Annotated in this window: 15 protein-coding genes and 4 pseudogenes; all 19 read left to right on the plus strand. The window is 71.3% G+C overall.

The window, feature by feature from the left end:
* The first annotated feature begins 1230 nt into the window (after positions 1-1230).
* Complete coding sequence (locus ABD946_RS11660) at positions 1231-1482, plus strand: LuxR C-terminal-related transcriptional regulator (RefSeq protein ID WP_345282677.1); 252 nt, start codon at positions 1231-1233, stop codon at positions 1480-1482.
* A 370-nt stretch (positions 1483-1852) separates the two neighbouring features.
* Entirely contained in the window at positions 1853-2203 is a 351-nt protein-coding gene (locus ABD946_RS11665; RefSeq protein WP_345282679.1) for a hypothetical protein, read from the plus strand.
* Between the two features lie 125 nt (positions 2204-2328).
* Positions 2329-2589 (plus strand): hypothetical protein, encoded by a 261-nt coding sequence (locus tag ABD946_RS11670; protein ID WP_345282681.1) that lies wholly within the window; start codon positions 2329-2331, stop codon positions 2587-2589.
* 79 nt (positions 2590-2668) lie between these two features.
* On the plus strand, positions 2669-3388 hold the full coding sequence (locus ABD946_RS11675; RefSeq protein ID WP_345282683.1) for a hypothetical protein: 720 nt from the start codon (positions 2669-2671) through the stop codon (positions 3386-3388).
* 158 nt (positions 3389-3546) lie between these two features.
* Positions 3547-6582, plus strand: a complete 3036-nt coding sequence (locus ABD946_RS11680) for a discoidin domain-containing protein (RefSeq protein ID WP_345282685.1) — start codon at positions 3547-3549, stop codon at positions 6580-6582.
* A gap of 219 nt (positions 6583-6801) precedes the next feature.
* Positions 6802-8193, plus strand: coding sequence for a DUF1996 domain-containing protein (locus tag ABD946_RS42615; RefSeq protein ID WP_380149769.1), 1392 nt, complete (start codon positions 6802-6804; stop codon positions 8191-8193).
* A 386-nt stretch (positions 8194-8579) separates the two neighbouring features.
* Positions 8580-8858, plus strand: coding sequence for a hypothetical protein (locus tag ABD946_RS11695; RefSeq protein ID WP_345282686.1), 279 nt, complete (start codon positions 8580-8582; stop codon positions 8856-8858).
* 1206 nt (positions 8859-10064) lie between these two features.
* A pseudogene (locus tag ABD946_RS11700) lies at positions 10065-10679 on the plus strand (DNRLRE domain-containing protein); the annotation flags it as partial.
* Between the two features lie 1714 nt (positions 10680-12393).
* Positions 12394-17445 carry a ricin-type beta-trefoil lectin domain protein gene (locus ABD946_RS11705; RefSeq protein ID WP_345282688.1) on the plus strand — a complete coding sequence of 1684 codons (5052 nt, stop codon included), beginning with the start codon at positions 12394-12396 and terminating at the stop codon, positions 17443-17445.
* Positions 17446-17463: 18 nt separating this feature from the next.
* Complete coding sequence (locus tag ABD946_RS11710; protein ID WP_345282690.1) at positions 17464-17799, plus strand: hypothetical protein; 336 nt, start codon at positions 17464-17466, stop codon at positions 17797-17799.
* Between the two features lie 468 nt (positions 17800-18267).
* Positions 18268-20091: a phosphodiester glycosidase family protein gene (locus ABD946_RS11715; protein ID WP_345282700.1), complete on the plus strand. Its 1824-nt coding sequence runs from the start codon at positions 18268-18270 to the stop codon at positions 20089-20091.
* A 346-nt stretch (positions 20092-20437) separates the two neighbouring features.
* Positions 20438-22603 (plus strand): collagenase, encoded by a 2166-nt coding sequence (locus ABD946_RS11720; RefSeq protein ID WP_345282692.1) that lies wholly within the window; start codon positions 20438-20440, stop codon positions 22601-22603.
* On the plus strand, positions 22539-22742 hold the full coding sequence (locus ABD946_RS11725) for a hypothetical protein (RefSeq protein WP_345282694.1): 204 nt from the start codon (positions 22539-22541) through the stop codon (positions 22740-22742). The genes ABD946_RS11720 and ABD946_RS11725 overlap by 65 nt, the downstream gene beginning before the upstream one ends.
* A 225-nt stretch (positions 22743-22967) precedes the next feature.
* Positions 22968-23733 (plus strand): annotated as a pseudogene (gene argB / locus ABD946_RS11730) (acetylglutamate kinase).
* 200 nt (positions 23734-23933) lie between these two features.
* A pseudogene (locus ABD946_RS11735) lies at positions 23934-23978 on the plus strand (hypothetical protein); the annotation flags it as partial.
* Between the two features lie 103 nt (positions 23979-24081).
* Positions 24082-24312 (plus strand): hypothetical protein, encoded by a 231-nt coding sequence (locus ABD946_RS42620; protein WP_425558589.1) that lies wholly within the window; start codon positions 24082-24084, stop codon positions 24310-24312.
* Between the two features lie 222 nt (positions 24313-24534).
* Positions 24535-24582 (plus strand): annotated as a pseudogene (locus ABD946_RS11740) (hypothetical protein); the annotation flags it as partial.
* A 324-nt stretch (positions 24583-24906) separates the two neighbouring features.
* A complete protein-coding gene (locus ABD946_RS11745) occupies positions 24907-25131 on the plus strand; it encodes a hypothetical protein (RefSeq protein WP_345282696.1) in 225 nt (74 codons plus the stop codon).
* 291 nt (positions 25132-25422) lie between these two features.
* The coding region (locus ABD946_RS11750; protein WP_345282698.1) for a phosphopantetheine-binding protein at positions 25423-25620 on the plus strand (198 nt) is incomplete at its 3' end.

Raw genomic sequence — 25620 nt, forward strand, 5'->3', positions numbered from 1 at the left:
TGCTGCGCTCCATCCTGGCCGACCACCCGGCTGCCCACCGCCCACCTGCGGCGAGATCCGGATGGACCTCGGCCTGCTGATGGTCAACCACGGTGGCGACCGCTCGGTTACGAGGAGATCGCCCGCTCCATCGGCGAGTTGGAGTCCAAGCCGGAGAAGGCCGCCCGGGCGATGATCGCGATGGCGAATGAACGAACGGGACGAGGCGGCGGCCCACTCCCGGGCCTGGCTGGAACGCGCCGAGCAGACCCTCGCCGCGAGCCCCGACCAGGCGTGCGGGCGCAGCCCGGGCCACCCGGCTGACCCTGCTGGCCCGGGACGGCGACCCGGCGGTCTGGGCCGAACTCGACCGCCTGCCGCGGCGAGTCGGAGGACACCGACCTGCTGCGCCAGACCACCCGGGCGGTTTACAACGTCGGCGAGCTCGCCATCGAACTGGGACACGACCAGCGGGCAGCCGAACTCCTGGCCGAGAGCCGGGAGTTGGCCCGCCGGGCGGACATCCCCTACCTGGAGTGCTACAGCGGATCGCCCTGCTGCGGCTGGACGGGGTGGCCGCGGTGGGAGGGGATCGAACGGGGCTTCGCCGAACTGGCCGACCAGTACCCGGAGCATGGCGATGGCCGGGACGGAGCAGAGCCTCACCCTGGGCCGGCTGGCCACGGCCGGGGGCCGCACCGCCGAGGCCCTGCGACACTACCGGGCCGCCGCCGAGTACGGCGAACGGGAGTCCCAGGTGACCTCCGCCGTCCCGTGCCGCGGTCGGCCTGGCCGCCGTCCGGCTGGCCGAGGGCGCTCCGGAGGACGCCTGGGCCACCGTCACCCCGGCGGTGCGGCTGCTGGCCCGGGCGGGTGGCGTGGGCGCGGGCCACCGGCCTGCTGCCGGTGGCGGTGGCCGCGGGCCTCGCCTGCGGGCAGGAGGCGGCCGCGACAGCCTTGGTGGAGCAGGCGGGGGAGGGCCTGCGAGGCCGGGACGGACCAGGGGCGCGGGCCGAGCTGCACCTGGCCCACGGCCTGATCCAGGCGCAGGCCCAACCGCCCTGGCCGTCGAGCACCTCACCACCGCCCGGGACATCTGGCGGGCCGTCGGCCGCCCCTACGAGGCCGCCAGGGCCGCCGAACTGCTGGCCCGCGCCCTGGCGGCCACCGAACGGACCGGGCGGCCGCACATCTCACCGACGCCGTCGACTCCTTCACCCGCCTCGGCGCCACCGCCGACACCCGCCCGCTGTGGCCCCCTGCTCCGCGAGCTCGGCCTCACCCGCCCCGCCGCCCGCGGCCGCCAGGGCTACGGCTCCCGCCTCTCGCCCCGCGAACGCCAGGTCGCCGACCTCCTGGTCGAGGGCGCCACCAACCAGGCGGATCGCCCAGGCGCTCTTCCTCTCCCCGCGCACCGTCGAACAGCACGTCGCCCACGTCCTGAAGAAGCTCGACACCACCCGCAAGACCATCTCCGACGTCCACCCGGGCGACTCGACGTAGGCCGCGAAATCGTTCGACGGCGGGGCGGGTGGTGCGGGAGGGTCGGGGCATGACCTTCTCCTTCGAGCGGAACGTCCCGGTGTCCCGGATGGTGATGATCTCCGGATTCGATCTCCACTCCGATTTCCACGTCGGCCTGGAGCAGCCCGTGTTCGTCCGGGCGGGCGAGAGCATCGACTACGAGCGGGGAGACGTGGTGGTGACGGCAACCGTCGGGGGAGCAGCGTCGTTACTCCGCGGGAGGCAGTCACTGGATCTGCCGGATCGGGGGGGCGTAGCTGACAGTTCGTCAGCAAGGGTTGACCGCGCACCGACACGGGCCTACAACGTAGGGACGCCGTCCGGAGGGCCCCAAGTCTTCCGGGCGGCCGTGGAAGTTCACCTTCTCGCCCCTACAGAGGAAGAGGCTCTCCCATGCGCGCTCGCACCCACCTGGCCCTCGCGCGCCGCGGCCGCCACCCTCGCCGTCGGCGCCCTCCCCGCCTCGGCCGCCTCGCCCGTCCCGCCGGTGGCCGCCGCCGTCCTCACCGCCGGCGGCGCCGCCGGACCGGCCGTGGCGGTCGGTGACGTCCTGGCCGCTCCGCTGGTCTCCGGCAGCAAGGCCACCTTCTACTCCACCGCCGCCGGCGGGACCGGCGTCACCTGCGCCGTGTCGCAGTACACCTCCAAGGTCACCTACCCAAACCCGCCGCCGCCCCCGGCGTTGCGACCGCCGCGCTGACCGGACAGACCTTCAGTTTCCTGTACGGCGAACGTCACCCGGCGTCACCTCCGTCAAGAGCCTGACGGTCGGGGAACCTGCCCTACACCGTCTCGGTCAGCGACGCGGCCGGCCTCCCGGTCACGATGGCAGGCGGCTCGGCCGGTCCGATCCAGGCGACGGCCGTGCTCAACTCCTGGTTCGGGACGCTGACCTGCACGTACCAGCTGAGCGGCGCCTTCACCGGCAGTGCCGACAACACGGCCCACAGCCTCTCCTTCCGCAACGAGTACTTCGTCAAGAGCGGCGGCTCGGGCCTCTGCCCCGGGGAGGGCTACTTCTCCGCGTCCTACGGTCCGGTCGCCGACAGCAGCCAGGCCGGCAGCCCGGTGGTCACCGTCAACTGACCTGCCCCGCAGGGCCTGTGCCCCGGCCGGACCCCCATCCGGCCGGGGCCTCGCCGTGCCGGTCCGGTACCGTCCCGGTATGGAGAGGACCACCGCGCTGCGCGGCATCGCCGCGAACGGCTCCCGGCTGACGCCGGAGGAGCTCGCCCGGAAGGCCACCGAGCTGGAGCTGCCGCTCGCCGACCTGTACGTGCTGGCGGGCCGTCAGGTGCCGGACGGGCTGCTGCCGCCGGAGCGTGACGCCGAGGTGGCGAGGGAGTTCGGGTACCGTGCCAGCCTCTGCGACCACGGGGCGCTCGCGGAGCTGGAGGAGTTCGTGCGCGGGCTGCCGAGGCTGGCGGCGCCGGGGCCGTTCACGCAGTCGGGCATCGGGCACGACCGGCCGTACGGCCCGGGGTTCGCCACGGTGTTCGCCGGGCTGATGCGCAACCGTGGCTTCGGGATCCGCTCGCTGCCGTTCGTCGGGCTGTCCCGGAGCACCCTGGTCCAGATGGTGCGGAACTACGAGGACGAGGGCATGAAGCCTCACCACGAGTACCAACTGTGCGCGGTGGCCGGGGTGTTGGGATGGACGCTGCGGGACCTCTTCGCGGTCGCGGGGGACCCGTTCGAGGAGCGCCTCAGGCCGGTGATCCTCTGCCGTCACCTGGGCCGGGTGTTCGTGGCCGCCACCCACCTGACCACGGATCAGCTGGTCCAGGCCCTCGGGGAGGCGGACCGGCTGAGCGGCAGGCGGTACCAGGGAGTGTGGCGCGGGGTTTCCGAGGGCGACGTCGAGGGGTGTCCGGACTACCGCTGACGGCCACCGTCTTCGGGAGGTGTCGGCACGGGCGCCTCCATCTGCCTTTATTCGTACGACTCTTGACAGCGAGTCGGGGGCACAGCACGCTCTGAGCAATGGGAGAGCGCTCTCCCGTTCATGTTCCGGTCACCCCACCCCGACGCCGGAGAGTTCCCATGCCCGCATCACCAGTGCGCCCACCCGCCCTGGCCCTGCTGCTGGCGGTCACGCTGACCGCGGCCGCGCTGCTGTTCCTCCCGTCCGCCCGCGCCCAGGCCGCGCCGGTCCTGCTCTCGCAGGGCCGGCCGGTGACGGCCTCCAGTACCGAGCACTACGGCACCGTCCCCGGCAACGCGGTGGACGGCGACGCCGGCACCCGGTGGTCCAGCGCGGCCGCCGATCCGCAGTGGCTCCAGGTCGACCTGGGCGCGGTCCGGACCGTCGGTCAGGTGGTCATCCGCTGGGAGACCGCGTACGCGAAGGCGTACCGGATCGAGCTCTCGGCGGACGCCACCTCCTGGACGACGGCCTACTCGACCACTACCGGACCGGGAGGTGTCGAGACGCTCGCGGTCTCGGGTCAGGGCCGCTACGTGCGCCTGTACGGGACCCAGCGGGCGACCCAGTACGGGTACTCCCTCTGGGAGTTCCAGGTCTACGGAAGCGACGGCGGAACGCCCACGCCCAGCCCGACCCCCAGCCCGACCCCCACGCCGACCCCCACGTCGACACCCACCCAGGAGCCCGGCTGGAGCACGGTCTTCGCCGACACCTTCGACGGCGCCGCCGGTACCCGGCCGGCCGCCGCCGACTGGACCGTGCAGACCGGCCGGTCCTACCCCGGTGGTCCGGCCGGCTGGGGCACCGGCGAGGTGCAGACCGCCACCGACGCCGCCGCCAACGTCGGGCTCGACGGTGCCGGACGGCTGGCCCTGACGGCGCGCCGGGACGGTGCCGGGGCCTGGACCTCGGGGCGGGTGGAGAGCCGCCGCTCCGACTTCGCGGCCCCGGCGGGCGGCAAGCTGATGATCACCGTGAACGCCCGTCAGCCCGACGCCGCCGACGCCACCGGCTACTGGCCGTCGGTCCGGGTGATGGGCGCGGGGAACCGCGACGGGCTCAACACCTGGCCGGGAGCAGGGGAGTTGGACCTGCTGGAGGCGGTGAACGGCCACGACCGGCTCGGCGCCACCCTGCACTGCGGCAGCACCCCGGGCGGGGTCTGCAACGAGCCGAACGGGCTGACCAGCGGCCTGGCGAGCTGCCCGGGCTGCCGGAGTGCCGTGCACGAGTACTCCGTCGTCCTGGACCGCTCGACCGCCGACGAGCAGGTGCGGTGGTACCTGGACGGCCGTCAGGTCTGGCAGGTGAACGAGTCGCAGGTCGGCGTCGCGGCCTGGGACCGGGCCGTCCACCGTGGCTTCTACCTGGTGCTCAACCTCGGCATCGGCGGCGGCTACCCGGACGCGGTCTGCGGCTGCAGCACGCCGACGGCCGCCACGACCCCCGGCGGGACGCTGGCCGTGGACTCCGTCACGGTCCGCAAGGCCGAGGGCCCGGCCCCGGCGCCGATGACCGACCCGGCGGTGCCGAGCGGCCGCTCGGTCGTCAAGGTGACCGGATCGCAGGGTAGTTGGGGCCTCTCGGTGAACGGTGCGCCGTACCAGGTGAAGGGCGTGACCTGGGGCCCGGCGGCCGCCGACGCCGTCGCGTACGTGCGCGAGCTCAAGGCGGCCGGGGTCAACACGGTGCGCACCTGGGGCACCGACGCGGGCAGCCGCCCGCTGCTGGACGCGGCCGCCGCGCACGGCCTCAAGGTGGTGGCCGGCTTCTGGCTCAACCAGGGGGCGGACTACGTGAACGACACGGCGTACAAGAACGCCACCCTGGACTCCGTCCGCCAGTGGGTCACCACCTACAAGGACCACCCCGGCGTCCTGATGTGGGACCTGGGCAACGAGGTGATCCTCACCGCGCAGGACCACACCTACAACGGCACCACGGTCGAGCAGCAGCGGGTCGCCTACGCGCAGTTCGTCGAGCAACTCGCCCGCGCCGTCCACGCGGTGGACCCCGACCACCCGGTCACCTCCACCGACGCCTACACCGGTGCCTGGGCCTACTACCGGGACCACACACCCAGCCTGGACCTGCTGGCCGTGAACGCCTACGGCTCGGTCTGCAACGTCCGGCAGGACTGGCTGAACGGCGGGTACGCCAAGCCCTACATCGTCACCGAGACCGGCCCGCGCGGCGAGTGGGAGGTGCCGAACGACGCCAACGGCGCCCCGACCGAGCCGACCGACGTGGAGAAGCGCGACGGCTACACCCGGGCCTGGGGCTGCATCACCGGCCACCCCGGCGTCGCGCTCGGCGCCACGATGTTCAACTACGGCCAGGAGTACGACTTCGCGGGCGTCTGGTACAACCTGACGCCGAACCGGTGGAAGCGGCTCGGCTTCCACGCCCTCGCGGCGGCGTACGGCGGATCGGCGGCGCAGGGGAACACCCCGCCGGTGATCTCCGCCCTGACGGCCGACGCCACGGTGGCGGCGGGCGGGAAGCTCACCCTGCGCGCCACCGTGACCGACCCGGACGCCGATCTGATCCGCTACCAAGTCCTGTACGGGACCCGCACCTTGGACGGTGGCGGCGGGCTCCGGCAGGCTGAGTGGACCGAGGGCGGCGACGGCACCTTCACCGTCACGGCTCCCCGGACGCTCGGGGTCTGGAAGGTCTACCTCCAGGCCCACGACGGCCACGGCAACGTCGGCATCGAGACCCGCACCGTCCGGGTGGTGCCCGGCTCCGCGCCGGGCACCGACCTCTCCACCGGCCGCCCGGCCACCGCCTCCTCCTACCAGGCCAACGGCAACGGCGCGCCCTACCCGCCGGCCAACGCCACCGACGGGAACTGGTCGACCCGGTGGGCCAGCGAGTGGAGCGACCCGCAGTGGCTCCAGGTGGACCTCGGCCGGGTGGCCACCGTGCGGCACGTCCGGCTCGGTTGGGAGTCCGCGTACGCCAAGGCGTACCAGGTGCAGTTCTCCTCCGACGGGACGCAGTGGACCACCGGGTACGCGACCACGACGGGCACCGGCGGGCTGGAGGACCTGGACGTCTCCGGCAGCGGGCGGTACGTGCGGGTGCTGATGACCCAGCGCGGCACCGCCTACGGCTACTCGTTGCACGAGTTCGGCGTCTACGCCTGACGGCTCGGCGGCTCGGCGGTCTGACGGCCGGCCCGGCGGCTGTCAGGCCGGTCACGGGGCTGCGTCCCTCCGTTCCTGACGGCCGGTCAGCCCGGGCCGGCTTCCGCGCCCGACGGGCGGTCGAACAGCGGGAGCGCGCCCCCCACATTCCCCCCGGCCCGGGCCTGCCCCACCCCGCCCGGTCCGGGGCCCCACCCATCCACCCGACCTGGAGGTCCGATGCGACCCCGATTCCTCTCGCGCGGTGCCCCGCGCGCGGCGCTGGCCGCCGCGTTCACCGCCGCGCTCGCCTTCGCCGGTCTGACCGGCGCGACCTGGCACGCGGCCGCGGCCGCCGACCCGCTGATCTCGCTCTCCAAGCCGGTGACGGCGTCCTCGATCGAGAGCGCCAACTTCCCGGCGGGGGCGGTGGTCGACAACGACCCCGCCACCCGGTGGGCCAGTGCGTGGAGCGACCCGCAGTGGATCCAGATCGACCTCGGCGGCCCGGCGACGGTCAGCAAGGTCGAGCTCCAGTGGGAGGCCGCGTACGCCAAGGCGTTCCGGATCCAGACCTCGCCGGACACGGTCAGCTGGAGCACGGTCTACGAGAACGCCGCCGCCACCGGCGGCACCCAGAGCCTGCCGGTCTCCGGCACCGGCCGGTACGTCCGGCTGACCGCCATCCAGCGGGCGAACGGCTACGGGTACTCGCTGTTCGAGTTCAAGGTCTACGGGCAGGTCACCACCCCGACCACGGGGTACGTGTACGCCGACCCGCCGGTGACCGGGGTGGTGCCCTCCACCTACCAGCCGCCGCACGCGTACTTCCACGAGTTCCAGGCCAACTGCACCGCCACCCACAACCTGCCGGACGACCCGATCGTCTATCCGGGCAAGGCCGGCGCCTCCCACCTGCACACCTTCCTCGGCAACCCGACCGTGACCGCGGGCTCCACGCTCGCCTCGCTGCAGTCCGGCACCACCACCTGCCTGGCACCCGGCGACAAGTCCGGGTACTGGATGCCGGCCGTGCTGGACGGCAACACCCCGGTGATGCCGAACAACCTCCAGACCATCTACTACAAGGGCGCGGTCACCGACTACACCAGCGTGCGGCCGTTCCCGCCGGGCCTGCGGTTCGTGGTCGGCAGCCCGACGGCCAGCGCCACCGAGTTCGCCACCAGCCCCGGCTACGTGGCCGGTTGGGAGTGCGGCGACGGCTACCACAGCGTCGACCTGCCGACGGCCTGCCCCGGCGGCGGTGACGTGGCGATCCGCTACCAGGCGCCGAGCTGCTGGAACGGCATCCACCTGGACACCCCCGACCACAAGAGCCACATGGCCTACCCGATCAACGGCGTCTGCCCGTCCACCCACCCGGTGGCGGTGCCGATGATCGAGTTCAAGGTCGGCTTCCCGGCCGACCTCAACCACCTGGCGCAGCTCCACCTCTCCAGCGGACGGGGCTTCACCTTCCACTACGACTTCTTCAACGCCTGGGACCCGCCGACCCTGGCGGCCCTGGTGAACCACTGCATCGTGGGCGGCCTCCAGTGCGACCCGCGCGGCTACGACCAGAACCAGCCGCAGAAGGGTGCCGCGCTGAACGCGCAGTACCGCCTGCCGTAGTCGGCCCGGCCGACCCACCGTCAGGCTCCGTGGGCCGCCCGCCCTCCACCTCCTACGGGGTGGGCGGGCGGGCCACGGGGCCGTTCACATCCCCAGGAGGGGCCATGACCTGCCAACGCCGCATCCGACCGCCGCTCGCCGTCCTCGCCCTCCTGCTGGTGTCGGCGGGGTGCGGTGGTGGTGCTCCGGCGGAGGAGCACCACCACCACGTCGGGGCACCGGCCAGTGCTTCGGTGTCCGGGCCCTCGGAGGCGTCACGGATGGTCTGCGGGGGTTTCGTGCTGCGGCAGTTGGCCGGTGCACTCGGGAGCGAACCGGTCACGACACCGGCCGGGAGCTGGGACGGCCGTGTGTACAGGTGCCCGTACGTCTACGGAGAAGGGGAGTTGGTGCTCACCGTCCGGGAGTCGGGGGCGGACGCGGGTGCGGACTTCGAGGGGCTGCGGGCCTCCGGGGGAGTGGTGCGGGAGCTGACCGGGCTGGGGGAGGCGGCCTTCGTGCGGGCCGACGGGTCGACGGTGGTCCGAAAGGACGGGATGGTGCTGGTCGTGGACGTGAGCGGGCTGCCGGATCCTTTCGGGTTTCCGGCGCGCGGGAGGGCCGACCTTTCGGTCATGGCGGCGACCACGGTCATGACCTGTTGGAAAGAGCACGTTGTGAAGTAAGTGAGGAGGTCGTGAGTTGACTTGGCGTCAGATGACCGATTGTGGCCGATTTTTCATCATTGACGGTCGGTTGCTGGACATCCCCCAGAAGATTGGACGCCTCCTCCGCATGAGAGGTTGGCCCCGCCCATGCCATGGGCTTATGTATCCTTTATCTGATCTTGGGGAGTAGTTTTGATACGCAACTCCCAGGCTTCGCACGCATACGCGGGCGGAGCCTTCTCTGTGCGCAGGGTGCGGCGAATAGCCGTGCTCGCCGCACTCGGGCTGGTGGTGGAGACCGGTGTCGCCCTGGGCGCGCTGAGTCCCGCCGTCGCCGTCGCCGACACCAAGCCGCCGGTGGCCTCGCCCGTCAACGAGGCGCCTGACGAGGCATCGGCGCTGCTCGCCGCCCGGCTCAACAAGCGCCGGATCGAGGTGACCGGGGCCCGGACCGCCAACACCACGCTGTGGGCCAACCCCGAGGGCACGCTCACCCAGGAAGTCGCCGGCGGCCCCGTCCGCATGAAGGTCGGCGAGGCGTGGGTCCCGGTGGACACCACCCTGGTCGAGACGGCGGACGGCTCGGTCGCGCCGAAGGCGCACCCGGAGGGCCTGAAGTTCTCCGGCGGTGACGCGGCCGTCCAGGTCGGTGACGCCCTGCCGGGCACCACCCCGTCCGCGCCGGCCGACGTTCCGTCAGCGTTCGCGGTGCCCTCCGCCGCGGCGGCGCCCAGCGCGACGGCGACGCCCAGCGAGACGGCCTCGGCCCAGCAGCACGCCGCCCGTTCGGCGCTGCGCGCCGCCGCGCCCGCCGCCGACCCGAAGACCCCGGCCGCCCCCGCCGAGCGCGAGCTCGTGAAGGTCGGCAACGGCGAGGCCCAGGTCGAGCTCGGTTGGCTGGGCAAGCTGCCCAAGCCCAAGCTGTCCGGTAACAAGGCCACCTACGTCAACGCCCGCCCGGGCGTCGACCTGGTGCTGGAGGCCACCCGGACCGGCTTCGAGCAGTTCCTGGTGGTGAAGGACCGCAGCGCGGTCTCCCAGGCCGGGACGCTCAACCTCCCGCTGGACACCACCGGTTACTCGGTCGAGAAGCAGGACGACGGCGCGATCCACCTGGTGGACCACGTCGGCCACAAGCCCACCGTCAAGGTGCCGGCCCCCGTGATGTGGGACGCCGCCGTGGACGAGAAGTCCGGCGAGCACCTGAACCGCGGCGCGGTCTCGATGGAGCTGCGCGGTCAAGGTGCGGACGCCGAGCTGGTGTTCACCGCCGACGCCGCGTTCCTCGCGGACCCGAAGACCGTGTACCCGGTCACCATCGACCCGACGGTGGACCTGGGCACCAACTTCGACACCTTCGTGCAGAAGGGCACCACCAGCGACCAGTCGTCCTCGACCGACCTCAAGGTCGGCACGTACGACGGCGGCACGACGGTGGCCCGCTCGTTCCTGCACTTCCCGACGTACGGGTTCCGCGGCAAGCAGATCCTCGGCGCCACGCTGAACCTGTACAACTACCACTCCTCCTCCTGCACGGCGAAGGAGTGGGAGGTCTGGAACACCAACTACGCCTCCACCGGCACCCGGTGGACCGCGCAGCCCGCCTGGGGCCAGGAGTACGCGTGGTCCTTCGACACCCGTGACACCGACAGCGGTGACGCGTACCAGTGCGCCAACAGCGACGGCAGCGGCTGGGTCAAGGCGGACGTCAAGAACCTGGCCGCCGCCTGGGCGGCGAACTCCAACGACTACAACGCCCTGGGCCTGAAGGCCGACAACGAGTCGGACTCGCTCAGCTGGAAGCGCTTCTACTCCTCGGAGGGCGCCGCACCGCCCTTCCTGTCGGTGACGTACAACTCCGTCCCGCCGACGCCGAGTTCGATGGACGTGCTGCCGTCGGTGCCGGGCAACCCGGCCTACACCAGCTCGGCCACCCCGCGCTTCCAGGTGCTGGCGGCCGACGCGGACGGCGGCAACGTCGGCGTCAACGTCGACCTCTGGAAGGGCTCCACCTTCGTCAACGGCATCTACCGGACCGTGCCCGCGGGCACCTACCTCCAGGTGACGCCGGCCGACCTCGGTGTGGCCAAGCTCGACGAGGACACCACCTACTCGATCTGGGGCCGCGTCTCCGACGCCAACTCCCAGTCCGGCTGGGTCGGCACCTCCTTCCTGGTGGACACCGTCAAGCCCGGTGCGCCGTTCGTCACTTCGCCGACCTACCCGGCCGACGGCCTGTGGCACGGTGGGGCCGGACAGGCGGGCCAGTTCACCTTCACGCCGGTGGCCGGCCAGACCGACCTGATCGGGTTCGTCTACACCCTGGACGGCGCGGCACCGGTGACGGTCGCCGCCACCCAGACGATCACCACCTCCATCACCCCGGCCACCGACGGCAAGCACACCCTCAAGGTGCAGGCCAAGGACCGGGCGGGGAACCTCTCGGACGCGACCAGCTTCGCCTTCCAGGTGGGCCGGGCGGGTCTGACCTCGCCGGTGGACGGCAGTCAGTCCGCCAAGCGCGTAAAGCTCTCGGTGGACGCGCAGGCCGACCTCAAGCGGGTGGTCTACCAGTACCGCCGCGGTCCGGGCGCCACCGAGTACAACGTGCCGCTGACCAACCTCACCAAGGCGGACAACACCCCGGTCACCGACCCGAAGCCGCGCCTGGCGGACCTCGGGACGCACGCCAACTGGACGGTGGTCGACACCCTCGGCGACGTCGGCGGCGTCGTCCAGGTCCGCGCCCTGATGTTCCCCGAGGACGGCTCCGGCGCCGGTGTGGCCACCGGCTGGAACACCATGACGGTGGACCAGAACGCGGACGGCGCGGCCGGCACCGCAGTGGGCCCGGGCTCGGTCAACCTGCTCACCGGTGACTACTCCACCGACGTCACGGACGCCGACGAGTTCGGCATGTCGGTCAAGCGGACCTTCTCCTCGCGCGGTCTCGGCCGCGGCTGGCAGGCCCAGGGGCGAGCGCCTGACGGCCAATCAGCGTCAGGTCTCCACCGACACCACCGGCTTCACGGCCGGTCAGGCGACCATCGAGCGCTCGACGGCACGCGGTCACGACAGTTCCACCGACTCGCTGCGGGTCGTCCCGGCTTCGAGTGGTTGGGACTCGTTCGCGGCCGTGGGCCCGGAGTACACGCTCGGCCAGGGCATGAAGCCCGGCAAGACGTACCGGTTGAGCACCTGGATCTACGTCCCGTCGGCGACGGGTCTGGACACCAGTGCGCTTCCGCACCGCGGCCTGCGGATCGTCGGTGTCTACAAGAGCGGTGGCACGTACGGCGAGACGGCGTCGCCGAAGGCCTCGTTCACCGACGGCTGGCAGCAGCTGACGCTGGACATGGTGGTGCCCAAGGACGCCACCGAGGCGTGGTTCCGGCTCTACAACGGCAACATGGGCGGCAGCGGGAAGGAGGTCTTCTTCGACGACATCTCGCTGAAGGAGATCGTCGCCCCGTTCGGCCCGCAGTGGTCCGGAGGCCCCGACGCGGGCACCGGGTCCGAGTTCCGGTCGCTCTCCTTCCCGGAGTCCGACCTGGTGGAGATCAAGCACACCGACGACTCGGTCACCACCTTCGCCAAGGGCACCGACGGGACCTTCTTTCCCGAGCCCGGTGCGGAGTCGATGACCCTGACCGCCACCCCGGCCACCTCCGGCGCGCTGGTCACCTCCTTCGGGCAGTGCCTGGAGGTGCCGAACGGTGCCCCGGGCAACGGCGTGAACCCGCAGTACGCGCCCTGCACAGGCGCGCCGAACCAGCAGTGGACCTACGGGGACGACCTGTCCCTGAAGGTGCTGGGCTACTGCCTGGACAACCCGTGGGGCGCCACCGCCGACAACACCCGGATGGTGCTCTGGACCTGCGGCTCGGGCAGCCCGAACCAGCAGTGGCGCCTGCAGGCCAACAAGTCGCTGGTCAACGGCCAGTCCGGCAAGTGCCTGGACGCCAACCTCGGCGGCACCATCTGGACCTGCTGGGGCGGCTCCTGGCAGCTCTGGGACCTGCAGACCAACGGGACCGCGTACAAGCTCTCCGACCTGGACGGCTCGTACACGCTGTTCTCCCGTCAGGCGGGCTCCGAGGTCTACCAGGTGACGACGGAGACCGGTCCCGACGCCGCGTCGACCACCCGGTACTCCTACGACACCACCGACGGGCGCTCGCTGCCCAAGCGCGTGATCGCTCCCGTCGAGCCCGGGGTCGACGACCTCAACGGCTGTACGCTGAACCCGCTGCCGCGCGGCTGCGAGGTCATGGACTACGACTACCCGGCCGTCACGACGGCCGTGGCCGGCACCCCCGGCGACTACGTCGACCGGGTCCGCTCGGTCAAGGTCTGGTCGTGGAACCCGGCCACCTCCCAGCAGGAGGCAGTGGAGGTCGCGCACTACGCGTACGACGAGCAGGGTCGACTGGCGCAGGTCTGGGACCCGCGTCTGGCCACCCCGCTCAAGACCACCTACAGCTACGACACGTCGGGCCGGGTCACCAGGGTCGCCCCGGCCGGTGAGCTGCCCTGGTCCTTCGACTACGGTCGTGCCAGCGCCACCGACACCGATCAGGGGCGTCTGCTCAAGGTCCGCCGCGAGAGTCTCGTGCCCGGCACCAAGAGCACCGTCAACGGTGAGATCGCCACCAAGGTCGTTTACGAGGTCCCCCTGACCCCGGCGGCCGGCGGTCCCTACGACCTGTCCGGTCCGACCGTGGCCACCTGGGCGCAGACGGACGCGCCGACGGATGCCACCGCCGTCTTCGGCCCCGAGGACGAGCCCGGAATCCATGCGGCCACCGCCGCCAGCCCGGGCACCGGCGGCTACAAGGCGGCCACCGTCCACTACCTCAACGCCTCCGGGCAGGAGGTCAACACCGCGACACCGTCGGTGACTTCGGGCGGTGACATCGACACCAGCGAGTACGACCGCTTCGGACACGTCATCAGGTCCCTCGAGGCGACCAACCGTTCCATCGCGCTCGGCATCCACCCCGACACCGCGCGGTTCGAGGCCGAGCTCGGACTGCCGGCCGGTTCTGCGGACCGGGCCCGCTTGCTGGATTCGCGGACCACGTACACCGCTGACGGCCAGGACGTCGCCGAGACGCTCGGCCCGCTGTACCGGGCGACCCTCTCGGAGACCATGGCGGGGCAGACCAACCCGGTCACCGTCACCTCGGAGGCGGAGACCCTTCCCCAGCTGGGTGCCAACTACCCGCTGAAGATGGACGCCGACTGCTGCGGCCTGACCTGGTCGGGCGGTGCGCAGCTGAGCCTGCGCGGCACCGCGGCCGGCGCCGAGGACACCGTGCGGGTGACCGTGCCCGAGGAGGGCGACTACGTCCTCAGCGGCCAGCTCACCCGGTACAACGACCACGGCATCGTGCAGCTGTCGATCGACGGCACCAACCTCGGCTCGCCGATCGACGAGTACTCCGCGACGCCGGCGGTGGCGCCGTTCACCACCGGTGCGCCGATCCACCTGACCCGCGGTGACCACTCGCTCAAGATGCTGGTGACCGGCACCAACGCCGCCTCCACCGGCGAGCGGTTCCACGCCGGGTTCGACACCTTCACCCTGACCAAGACCACCGTCAACCCGACCCTCCCGGTGGGCACTTCGGTGCTCGCCCGGGACCACAACGCCAACACCTACGACGAGGGCAAGCCCGACGGCCAGGCCTACCACCTGATCACCACCTCCACCGACGGTGCCCGCATCGACGGCTACGCCACCGACGCCGAGCTGCGGGTCACCAAGAACGGCTACGGCACCCCGATCGGCGGCACCTCCGGTTGGGTCCTGAAGACCCCGACCTCGGTCACGTCCGATGCGGCGAGTCAGACGCCGCTGACCGCGACCATCAAGTACGACGCGTCGGGCCGTGCACTGGAGTCCCGCAAGCCGGGCGCCACGGGCGCGGATGCCTCGACGGTGAAGACGGTCTTCTACACCGCCGGCGCCAACCCGGACGACTCGGCCTGTGCCAACCGCCCGGAGTGGGCGGGCAACCCGTGCGTCACCGGCCCCGGTGGCGCGATCACCGGTGCGGACTCGGCGCGGATGCCGACCACCCTCCCGGCCAAGCGGATTACCCGGTACTCCCGCTTCGGCGACGCCGAGGAGACGACGGAGACCAACGCCGGCAAGTCCCGCAAGAGCGTCACCACCTACGACGGCGCGGACCGCATCACCTCCATCGAGATCACCTCGGACGAGGGCCTGGCCCTGCCGAAGGTCACCACCGAGTACGACCCGGCGACCGGCGACGCGGTGAAGACCACGGCGGGCGGCAAGTCGCTCACGCGTGTGATGGACGACCTCGGCCGTCTGATCTCCTACACGGACTCCGACGGTGGCACCACCACCACGGAGTACGACAAGTTCGGCAAGCCGACCAAGGTCTCCGACCCGACCGGCTTCACCACCTACACCTACGACCGGGCCAAGGAACCCCGGGGCATGGTGACCTCCATCAGCGACAGCCTCGCCGGTGAGTTCACCGCCAAGTACGGCTCCGACGGCCAGCTCGTCGAACAGTCCTACCCGGGCGGCATCGTCCGCAAGGACAGCTTCAACGCGGTCGGCGCGGCCACCAGCCGCACCTACACCCGCACCTCGGACAACAAGGACGTCTGGTCCCAGAGCGTCGACGTCTCCACCCAGGGGGCCGTCGCCAAGGACACCAGCTCCACCTACACCAAGTCCTACACCTACGACCGCGTCGGCCACCTCACCAAGGCCGAGCACTCCTCCGTCACCACCGGCTGCGTGACGCGTCAGTACACCTTCGACGCCCACTCCAACCGGACCAAGAAGGCCACCTCGCAGACCGGCAACGCCGCCGCCTGCAGCGCGGCCAACCCGACGGAGGAGACCCACACCTACGACAGCGCCGACCGCCTGACCGACGCGGGCTTCACCTACGACGCTTTTGGTCGCACCGTCACCACTGGCACCGGCTCGACCAACACCTACTGGGCCAACGACAAGGTCGCCTCCCAGGAGAAGGGCGACACCAAGCAGCAGTGGGCCGTCGACGCCGCCCACCGCCTGACCGCGTTCACCACGGCCAAGAAGCAGGCCGACGGCTCCTGGGCGAACGCCACCTCCAAGCTCAACCACTACGGCGACGACTCCGACGAGGTCCGCTGGACCATCGAGGACACCACCCAGGGCACCCTGACCCGCAACGTCTCCGGGCCCGACGCCGACCTCGTCGCCACCACCTCCAAGACCGGAGACCTCAAGCTTCAACTCACCAACCTCTTCGGCTCGGTGGTCCTCACCACCGACGCCGCCCTCACCACCCCCGTCGTCCTCGACTTCGACGAGTTCGGCATCCCGCTGGAGGGCCAGGCCGGCGTCCGCTACGGCTGGCTTGGCGGCAAGCAGCGCTCCGCCGAGGCGCTCGACGGCGACATCCTCATGGGTGCCCGCCTCTACAGCCCGGCTCTCGGCCGCTTCCTCCAGATCGACCCGGTCCCGGGCGGCAACGCCAGCCCGTACGACTACTGCACCGGCGACCCGGTCAACTGCACCGACCTCGACGGCAACTGGGGCTTCTCCTTCAAGAAGGTCCTCAACGTTGTCGCCAAGGTCGCCGAAGTCGCCTCCTACATCCCAGGCCCCATCGGCGCAGCGGCAGCTGCGGTCTCAGCCGTCTCCTACGCCGCAACCGGCAACTGGGCCAAGGCCGCCGAGATGGCGGTGACCGCCGCGGCCCAGGTCGTCGGGGCGGGGGCAGCCGTCAAGGCTGCTGCCACGGCGGTCAAGTCCATCAGGGCTGCCAGTCGCGTCGGTCGGGTGGCTGCGCGGGCAAGGGTCAGCACCCGGGCGAGTGGGGGAGCCTGCCGGTTCCCCAACTCCTTCGCCCCGGGCACCCAGGTCCTGATGGCGGACGGTGGATACCTGTCGATCTCCGCGCTCCGGGTCGGTGACTTCGTCACTGCCGTGGACCCGGTGACGGGCGTCCGTACTGCCGAACCCGTTCTGGACGTCATCGTCGGCTACGGCGTCAAGCACCTGGTCACCATCGACACCGATGGTGACCCGGAAGCCCCGCCGGTCGTGGCAACCTCCAACCACCCGTTCTGGGTCGAGGGCCGGGGCTGGGTCCAGGCCGGCGATGTCCGGTCGGGAGACGGTCTGCTGACGGCGGACGGTGGGATTTCCACCGTGACGGCCACCGAGGATCTCGGTGGTGTCACCGACCAGCTGGTCTTCAACCTCAATGTCGGAAACCAGCACACCTACGCGGTCCAGATTCCTGGCGGCGATGCGGTTGTCCACAACTGCAACTCTGCGGTTCTGACCGAGCATCAGTACAGCACCCACATTCATCCGCGCCACGTTTCACGTGCTGGTTGGGCGAACAAGTCGAAGTTCAAGACCCAGGATCCGCGCAAGGTCAAGCGCATGATCAAAACTGCGATCAAGAAGGCTCAGGCCCAGCCGAACACGAATGGAACGCCGGGTCACATTCATGTCCACGACTTCAAGCGAACGACCGGGTACGATAACCGGGGCCGGGCGAAGACCCGTGTCAAGGTGGTGGTCCGAAACGGCAAGGTCGTCACGGCCTACCCGTACTGAGATCGAAGGAGGTATTCCGTGGGAATCGATGTCGAATGGCATTCCGAGGATTCCGATCTGAGCGACTGGGAGGCTTCCCGCCGCACGCTGATCGGAGACGTAGGGGATGACGACGAGATCCTCTCGGACTTGGTCTCCGGGCTGAACCCCGCGGACTACCCTGCCCTGGGAGCGGTGGACCCGTACGGGGACACCCACCTCGACAGCGCCGGAGCTGAGAAGCTCCTCGCCGAGGTCCTGAGGTTGACGAGCTCGCAACCGGCAGAGATCGCAACGATGTTGACCAGCGTTGCGACACTGTTGGAGAACTGCATCGATCGGCCGGGAACGTTCGTCGTGTTCGCTGGCGATTAGCAGTGACGAACAGCGGTAACGACCGCCGGTAGAGAGACGCGACGGCCCGCCGGATCATCCGGCGGGCCGTTGCGTCTACTCAGCCACAGGGGAGGACCAGGGACGGGATGTCGCCGGGCAGGCGGTCGACCTGACGGCGGATGAGCTGGTGGAGCTGATGGCGAGCGGGGGAGGCACGGTTCCGGTTCGGCCCGGTCGACCTGACTGTTCACGCCCGGAACACCGAGCTGCGTCTGGTCAAGGCGTACCGGGCCCGTTGTCGGAAGCGGCGGCTGACGGAGGAACGGCGGGAGCTGGTGGCGGAGTTCGCGCGGGGAGGCTTCGACGTTTCGGAGCTCTCCTCGATCCTGGCGGGCGGCTGACGGTCTCCGGAGGGTAGGGGCCCGCGGGGTGCGCGTGGGAAGATCATCGGCGGTCGCGGACCAAGTGGTCCGGTCCTTCTGCTGTCGTACGAACCACGAGGTGAAGATGCGCAAGATCCGCTCCCTGCTGCCGGCGCTCCTGGTGCTGGGCATGGTGCCCGTCGTGGTGCCGTCGAGCTCGTTCGCCGTCGGGACCCCGCCGGTCTCCCCGCCGCCGGGTCAGATGCCGGTCGGTCCGTACGATCCGGCCGACCCGCGGACGTGGACGGTGGCGTGGCCGAAGGACGGGCCGCAGCAGATCGCGGACGGGATCGGCTACCGGACGTACAGTCAGGGCTTCGCCTCGGGTGCGCCGTTCGGGGAGGCCGCCGGCGATCACTGGAGTCTGTCGGTCCGTTACCAGCCGGAGGGGACCGAGGTCCTGAAGACCCGGAAGGCGGATGCGGACGCGCAGGTGGCCAAGCTCGTCCAGGACGTGCCCGCGCTGGCCGGGCTCGTGCGCGCCGTGCCGGTCTCCGCCCCCACGGCCGCGGGTGGTTGGAGCGGGGACGTCGCGGCGGCCGCGGAGCCGGTGGCCTGGGCCGTCCGGGTCGGGAGCTTCGGGTCGAAGGCCGAGGCCGCCGCCTTCCAGGACGAGGGGAAGCTGGGGTACGTCCTGAAGGACGGTCAGCCGGTCGTCGTGGACGGCAAGCCGGTGCGCTACACGGCCCGGGTGCTCTACGACGCCCTGGACGGGCGTCCGACGACCGGGCCGTGGTCGGTCCGGGTGGTGACCGTCGATCCGGCGAAGTACGACGTCCAGAGCACGTTCGGCGGGACGATGGCCAATCCGAACTCGGTGCGGGACATGGTCAGGGCGAGCGGCGCCGTGGTCGGGATCAACGCCTCCGAGGGCGTGCCGGGGAAGTACCAGCCGGGGGTGCCGGCACCGGACACCTACACCGGGGACGTCCAGGGGGTCCTGGTGCGGAACAACCGGATCGACAGCGAGGCCAACAACGGCCGCAGCGCCTTGGTGCTGAACGGCAGGAACCCGGCGAACCAGGCCGGTCCGGTCGTCCCCGCCCGGATCGGGGAGGTCAGCACCACGGTCAAGGTGACCGCGACCGACCCCGTCACCGGGCAGCCGGACCCGCGCAGGGTCTTCGGCGTCAACCGCCCCGCGGGCTACGCCATCGGCTGCGGCTTCGAGAGCGCGAAGCCCGAGGAGGCGGCACCGCGCCGGAACTTCCCCTGCACCAACCCGGACGACCTCACGGTCATCAGGCCGGAGTGGGGCACCCAGGTGCCGGCGGTCTCGCCGGACCTCGGGGCGGAGCCCTTCGAGCTGCTGCTCAGTTCCGGCTGGGTGGTCCAAGGGGTGCACCAGCCCGGGGTCCCGGTCCCGGCCGGGAAGCTCGTGCTGCAGGGCATCGGCGCCGGGAGGGACTGGCTGATGAAGTACCAGGCGACGGGAACGGTGCTCAAGCCGTCCGCCGACATCCTGGACACCCCGACCGGGAAGTCCGTCACCAGCGGCGAGTTGGGGGTCGTCGCCGGAGGGTGCGGGCCGTCCCTGCTGCGGGACGGTCAGCCCTACCTCAACGTCAGGGCCAACGGGCTGGTCGCGGCGAACGGCAGGCCCAACAGCGCGTCGGCCGAACGGCATCCCCGGACCCTGGTCGGCGTCACGGCCGACGGCAAGATCCAGATGGTCACCGTGGACGGCCGCGACCCGAGCGCCAGCGTGGGCATGACCTTCCTGGAGACGGCCCATCTGATGCGGTGGCTCGGTGCCGAGCAGGCCCTCTCGATGGGCTGCGGCGGTGACACCGGCCTGGTGGTGAACGGCGTCCTCCAGAACAACCCGATGGACGACTGGGGCACCCCGGACCGGAGCTCCCCCTACGAGCGCCGGCTGCCGAACGCGCTGGTGGCGGTCAAGAGGTAGCCGAGGACGCGCCCGCCCGCGCCGCGAGGGTGGCGGATCCGGCCACGGGGCACGGTGTGTGTGAGTGACCGTCAGCGTTGCGGTCGGCCGGGCCCGGCCGTCGTCGAACGCACGGAACCGCACGGGATCCGAAGCGGCGAGGGCCGTCGAGCACCGGATCCGAACAGGATCGCGCACAAGTGGCCGAAATCCGTGTTCCGGCGGAGTGTGACATGTGCCATGGTATGGGGCATTCCCCACCGCGTTCATGCCGGAGGCCGACGGGCCACCGGTGCTTCGCCGGTCCGCTACCCCGCACCGGCCGCACCCCACTGCGCGGCCGATCAGCACACCGGAGCACCCCCACGTGAGCACCTCACGCCCTTGGCGACTCCCGCAGTCGGCAAGGCTCCTGACGATCACCCTGATCCTGTTGCTGGCCGTCGGCCTGTCCGCTCCCACCGGGCGGGCCGCGGCCCCCACTCCCACCGGGTCCGCCGTCGTCGCACCGGACGGCCGGGCCGAGACCCCCATGCCCGGCCCGGCCACCGCCACCCCGCCCACCGTGCAGGGCGAGGCGGCCCGGGACGAACCCCTGGCGCCGGACAGCCTGGCACCGGTCCAACTCGCCCCGCAGCGGCCGGAGCCGGCCGCCGCCAAGGGATCCGGTGCCGCGGCGGCGGACGCGGAGGCCGCCGCCTGCACCGTCTCCGACCTCACCGGCCGGACCGGGGCCGCCCTGGTCGAGAAGGTCAAGGCGGTGGACTTCTGGTGCATCAACGGCCTGTTCGTGCTGCCGGCCGCCGAGGGCAGGCTGGTCTTCAGCGAGCCGCAGATGACCGCCGTGGCCAACGCGGCGGCCGAGGCCGCCACCGCCTACCGGGGCGACAACGGCGGCCGCATCGTCCAGCTGATGTACTACCTCCAGGCCGGCTACTTCTGGCAGTCCAACAACACCGCCGCGCAGGGCCCCTACAGCCCCGCCCTGCGGACCGCCGTCCGGGCGGCGGTGGACGCCTTCTTCGCCAACCCCCGCTCGGGGGACGTCACTTCGGCCAACGCCGATCCGCTCACCCGGGCCGCCGTCCTGCTGGACTGCCTGCGGGAGAGCACCCGCTACCTGCCGATCGTCAAGCGGCTGCTGAACGCCTACGACAGCGCCACCTGGGACCGGCAGAACCTGGCCTGGGCGGTGAACCCGGTCTTCACCCTGCTCTACACCGGCCACTCCCAGCCCGGCTTCGTGGACGCCGTCCGCGCCGACCGGGGCGTGCTGGACGCGCTGTACGGCTTCACCCTGCGCAACCAGGCGCTGCTCAGCGGTCCCGACCGCCGGGTGTTCTGGCACGCCGTCAACGAGCTCGGCCGCTTCGTCGCCCACCCCGACCTCCGGCCCCGGCTCCAGCCTATGCTGCGCACGCTGCTGGACCGCTCCTCGGTCACCGGCGACACCCGGTACCAGCGGGCCGCCGTGGTCGCCTCGATCCGCTACTCCGACCCGGAGAACTGCGGCTACTACGGCACCTGCGAGGAACCCGAGCGGCTCAAGGCGGCCAACCTGACCGTCTCCCACGCCTGTGGTCCGAGCATCGCCATCCGGGCCCAGGCGGCCACCACCGCCCAACTGGCCGGTGCCTGCGCCAGCCTGACGGGCCAGGACGCCTTCTTCCACGCCATCGCGCGGGACAAGGGCCCGGTGGCGAACGACCTCAACTCCCGGATGGAGGTCGTGATCTTCGACACCTCCTGGGAGTACACCACCCTGGCGGCGGCGATCTACGGGATCAAGACCGACAACGGCGGGATGTACCTGGAGGGCGATCCGGCCAGGGCCGGGAACGACGCGCGCTTCGTGGCCTACGAGGCCGAGTGGCGCCCGCAGTGGGAGGTGTGGAACCTCAACCACGAGTACACCCACTACCTCGACGCCCGCTACGACATGTACGGCACCTTCGAGGAGGGCAGCGTCACCCCCACCGTCTGGTGGACCGAGGGCCTCGCCGAGTACGTCGCCACCTCCTACCTGAAGCAGGTCAACCAGGCCGCGATCACGCTGGCCGCCGGCCGGCACGACTACCGCCTCAGCGAGCTCTTCGACACCACGTACGCCAACACCACCCAGGACCGCACCTACCGGTGGGGCTACCTGGCGGTCCGTTACATGCTGGAGCAGCGCCGGGCGGACGCGGACGCGGTGCTGGCGAAGTACCGCGCCGGTGACTGGGAGGGCGCGCCGCACCCTGCTGAAGACCACCATCGGCACCCGCTACGACGCCGACTTCGACCAGTGGCTGAACCGCTGCGCCGCCGGTGCCTGCGCCGTGGTGCCGACCGGGCCCGGTACTGGCGGAGTGCGGCGGCGACCGGCGGCAGCTGGGCGCGAACTGCGCCCGGACCGACGTCCGGGCACCACCGGGAACTACGCGCACTTCTTCGTCCTGGTCCCGGCCGGCACCAGGCAGCTGCGGGTGACCGCCGGCGGCGGCACCGGCAACGGGGACCTGCGCTACAACCCCTACGGCTGGGCCTATGACAACGCCTACGTGACGGCTTCGGCCGGTCCGGACAACGCGGAGACCCTGACCGTCACCGACCCGCCGGCCGGCTACGTGTTCTTCAGCCTGCAGGCGCGGCAGGGCTTCGCGGGGGTGACCGTCTCGGCCGACTTCTGAGCCCCGCGCGACACGTACGACCCCGGTGCCCCGGCGCTCCGCTTCGGCGGTCCGCCGGGGCACCGGCCGTTCCGGCCCCGGGGGAAGGGCACTGACGCGTGGTCAGGGCGGTCGGGGTGGTGACGGATACCCCGAGAAGACAGTAAGGTAAACCTTACCTAAGTCTTTTCGAAGGGGAGTCCGTTGGCCAGCCGGATCGTGGTGGTGAAGTTCGGTGGGAACGCCATGGTGGACGAGGAGTTGAAGGCGGCCTTCGCCCGGGACGTGGTCGCCCTGCACCGGGCGGGGGTGCATCCGGTGGTGGTGCACGGGGGCGGGCCGCAGATCAGCTCTCAGTTGGACCGGCTGGGGTTGGAGTCGAGCTTCACGGCGGGGCTGCGGGTGACCACGCCGGAGACGATGGACGTGGTGCGGATGGTGCTGGCCGGCCCAGGTGCAGCGGGAGCTGGTGGGGCTGTTGAACCGGCACGGGGCCGCTGGCGGTGGGGCTGACGGGTGAGGACGCGCACACCATGACGGCGGTGAAGCGGTACGCCGAGGTGGACGGAGAGCAGGTGGACATCGGGCTGGTGGGCGACGTGGTGAGCGTCGAGGCCGGTGCGGTGCGGGCGCTGATCGCCGACGGCCGGATCCCGGTGATCTCCTCGATCGCCCGTGGGGCGGACGGCCAGCGTCTACAACGTCAACGCCGACACCGCCGCCTCGGCGATGCCGTGGCGCTGGGCGCCGAGGTGCTGGTGATGCTCACGGACGTGCCGGGGGCTGTATGCCAACTGGCCCGAATCCGTCGAGGTGATAGGGGAGTTGACCGCCGGTCAGCTGGAAGGGCTGCTGCCCTCGCTGGGCCGGGGGGATGCTGCCCAAGATGGAGGCCTGCCTGCGGGCGGTGCGCTCCGGGGTGGGTGCGGCCCAGGTGCTGGACGGGCGGGTGCACCACAGCTGCTGGCGGCGCTGGGGCGGCTCGGGTGCGGGGACCACGGTCCTTCCTTAGTTGGGGCACATGCCGATTTGACTCTCGATCTAGTCATGCGAGAAGTTGATTAGGTAAGCCTTACCTAATCAATCAACTCCTCTCTGACTCCAACGGAAGGAACACGATGTCGCGTCTGCGCGAGACCAGCCCGGGCAGGACGCCGGTGCCGAGGTACCTGATAGGCATCGGCTTCGGCCCCGCGAACCTGGCGACTGGCCATCGCCGTCGATGCGCACAACGAGCGGAACCCGCAGGAGGCGCTCTCCGCCCGCTTCGTGGAGCGGCAGGAGCGCTTCGGCTGGCACCGGGGCATGCTGCTGGGAGGGCGCCACCATGCAGGTCGCCTTCCTCAAGGACCTGGTCACCATGCGGGACCCGCGCAGGCCGGTTCAGCTTCCTCTGCTACCTCCAGGAGCGGGACCGGCTGGCCGACTTCATCACCCAGAGTCCTTCTACCCGACCCGCCTCGAGTTCCACGACTACCTGGAGTGGTGCGCCGCGGAGTTCACCGACGCCGGTGGACTACGGCCGCATGCGCGGTCCAGGTCCGCGGCGCGTGGTCGAGGCGGGGCCGCACGGTGGCGGTGGAGGTCGTGACCGAGGCCGCGGCGGGCGGGGCGGAACGCAGGTACCCACCGGGCGCGGAACCTGTCGGTCGGGACCGGCCTCCGCCGTGCCTGCCGGCCGGCGTCACGGCGGGGGAGCGGGTCTGGCACACGCGTGACCTGCTCCACCGCGCACCGGAGCTGACGGAGCTGAAGCACCGCAGGTTCACCGTCGTCGGGGCCCGGTCAGTCCGCCGCCGAGGCCGTCGAGTACCTGCCACCGCGGCCTTCCCCGGGGCCGAGGGTCTGCGCGGTCTTCTCGCGCTACGGCTACAGCCCGGCCGACTACAGCCCCTTCGCCAACCGGATCTTCGACCCGAGGCGTGGACCACTACTACGGCGCGCCGGAGTCGGTGAAGCAGCGCTGCTCGACCTGCACGCCAACACCAACCTACTCGGTGGTGGACGGCGATCTGATCGAGCAGCTGTACCGCACGGTGTACCAGGAGAAGGTGGCCCGGCCAGGAGCGCCTGCGGATGGCTCAACACCACCCGCCTGGTCGGTGTCGAGGAAGTGGCGGACGGGCCCGCGCCCAGGTGCGGAACCTCGCCACGGGCGAGGAGTACGGCCTCGACTCTGGACGCGGTGGTGCTCGCCACCGGGTACGCCCACGTCGACCCGCGCGAGCTGCTCGGCGAGCTGGCGGCCGACTGCCTGGTGGACGGGGGAGGGCGCCTGCGGGTCGACCGCGACCACCGGGTGCTCACCGCCGAGCACGTGGAGGTCGGGATCTACCTCCAGCGGCGGCACCGGAGCACACCACGGGATCACGTCCTCGCTGCTGTCGACGCTGGCGGTCCGCTCCGGTGAGATCAGCGACTCGCTGCTGCTGTGCGGCGCACCGCCGCGCGGCTCCGCACGAGCGTCGGATAGCGCTGCGCCCGCAGGCGCGCGAGGCCCTGCTGACGTGCGGCTCCGCCGCGCGGGCGCGCAGCGGAAGAAAGTGGCCCGATCGCCGGGTGCGGAGAGCCACTTGCAAGTGAAACGCCCGTACCCGGCAACCGTGGCATGCCTTGCTGCTGCGCGTCCCGCGCGGCGGAGCCGCACATCAGCAGAGCCTCGCGCCCCTGGGGTGACCACTACCAACGAACGGATTGCGCGATGCCTGGACTCGATCTGGAGAGCCTGCGGGCCGATCTCGCCGAGGTGCTCGGCGAGGAGCCGGAGGCGATCGGGGACGAGGACGACCTGCGGGACCTCGGGCTGGACTCGATCCGGCTGATGAGCCTGGTGGAGACCTGGCGCACCCGCGGGGCCACCCTCGGCTTCGCCGACCTGGTCGAACTCTCCCCCACGCCC

This window comes from Kitasatospora albolonga (assembly GCF_039535905.1).
GTDB classification, from domain to species: Bacteria; Actinomycetota; Actinomycetes; order Streptomycetales; family Streptomycetaceae; genus Kitasatospora; species Kitasatospora albolonga.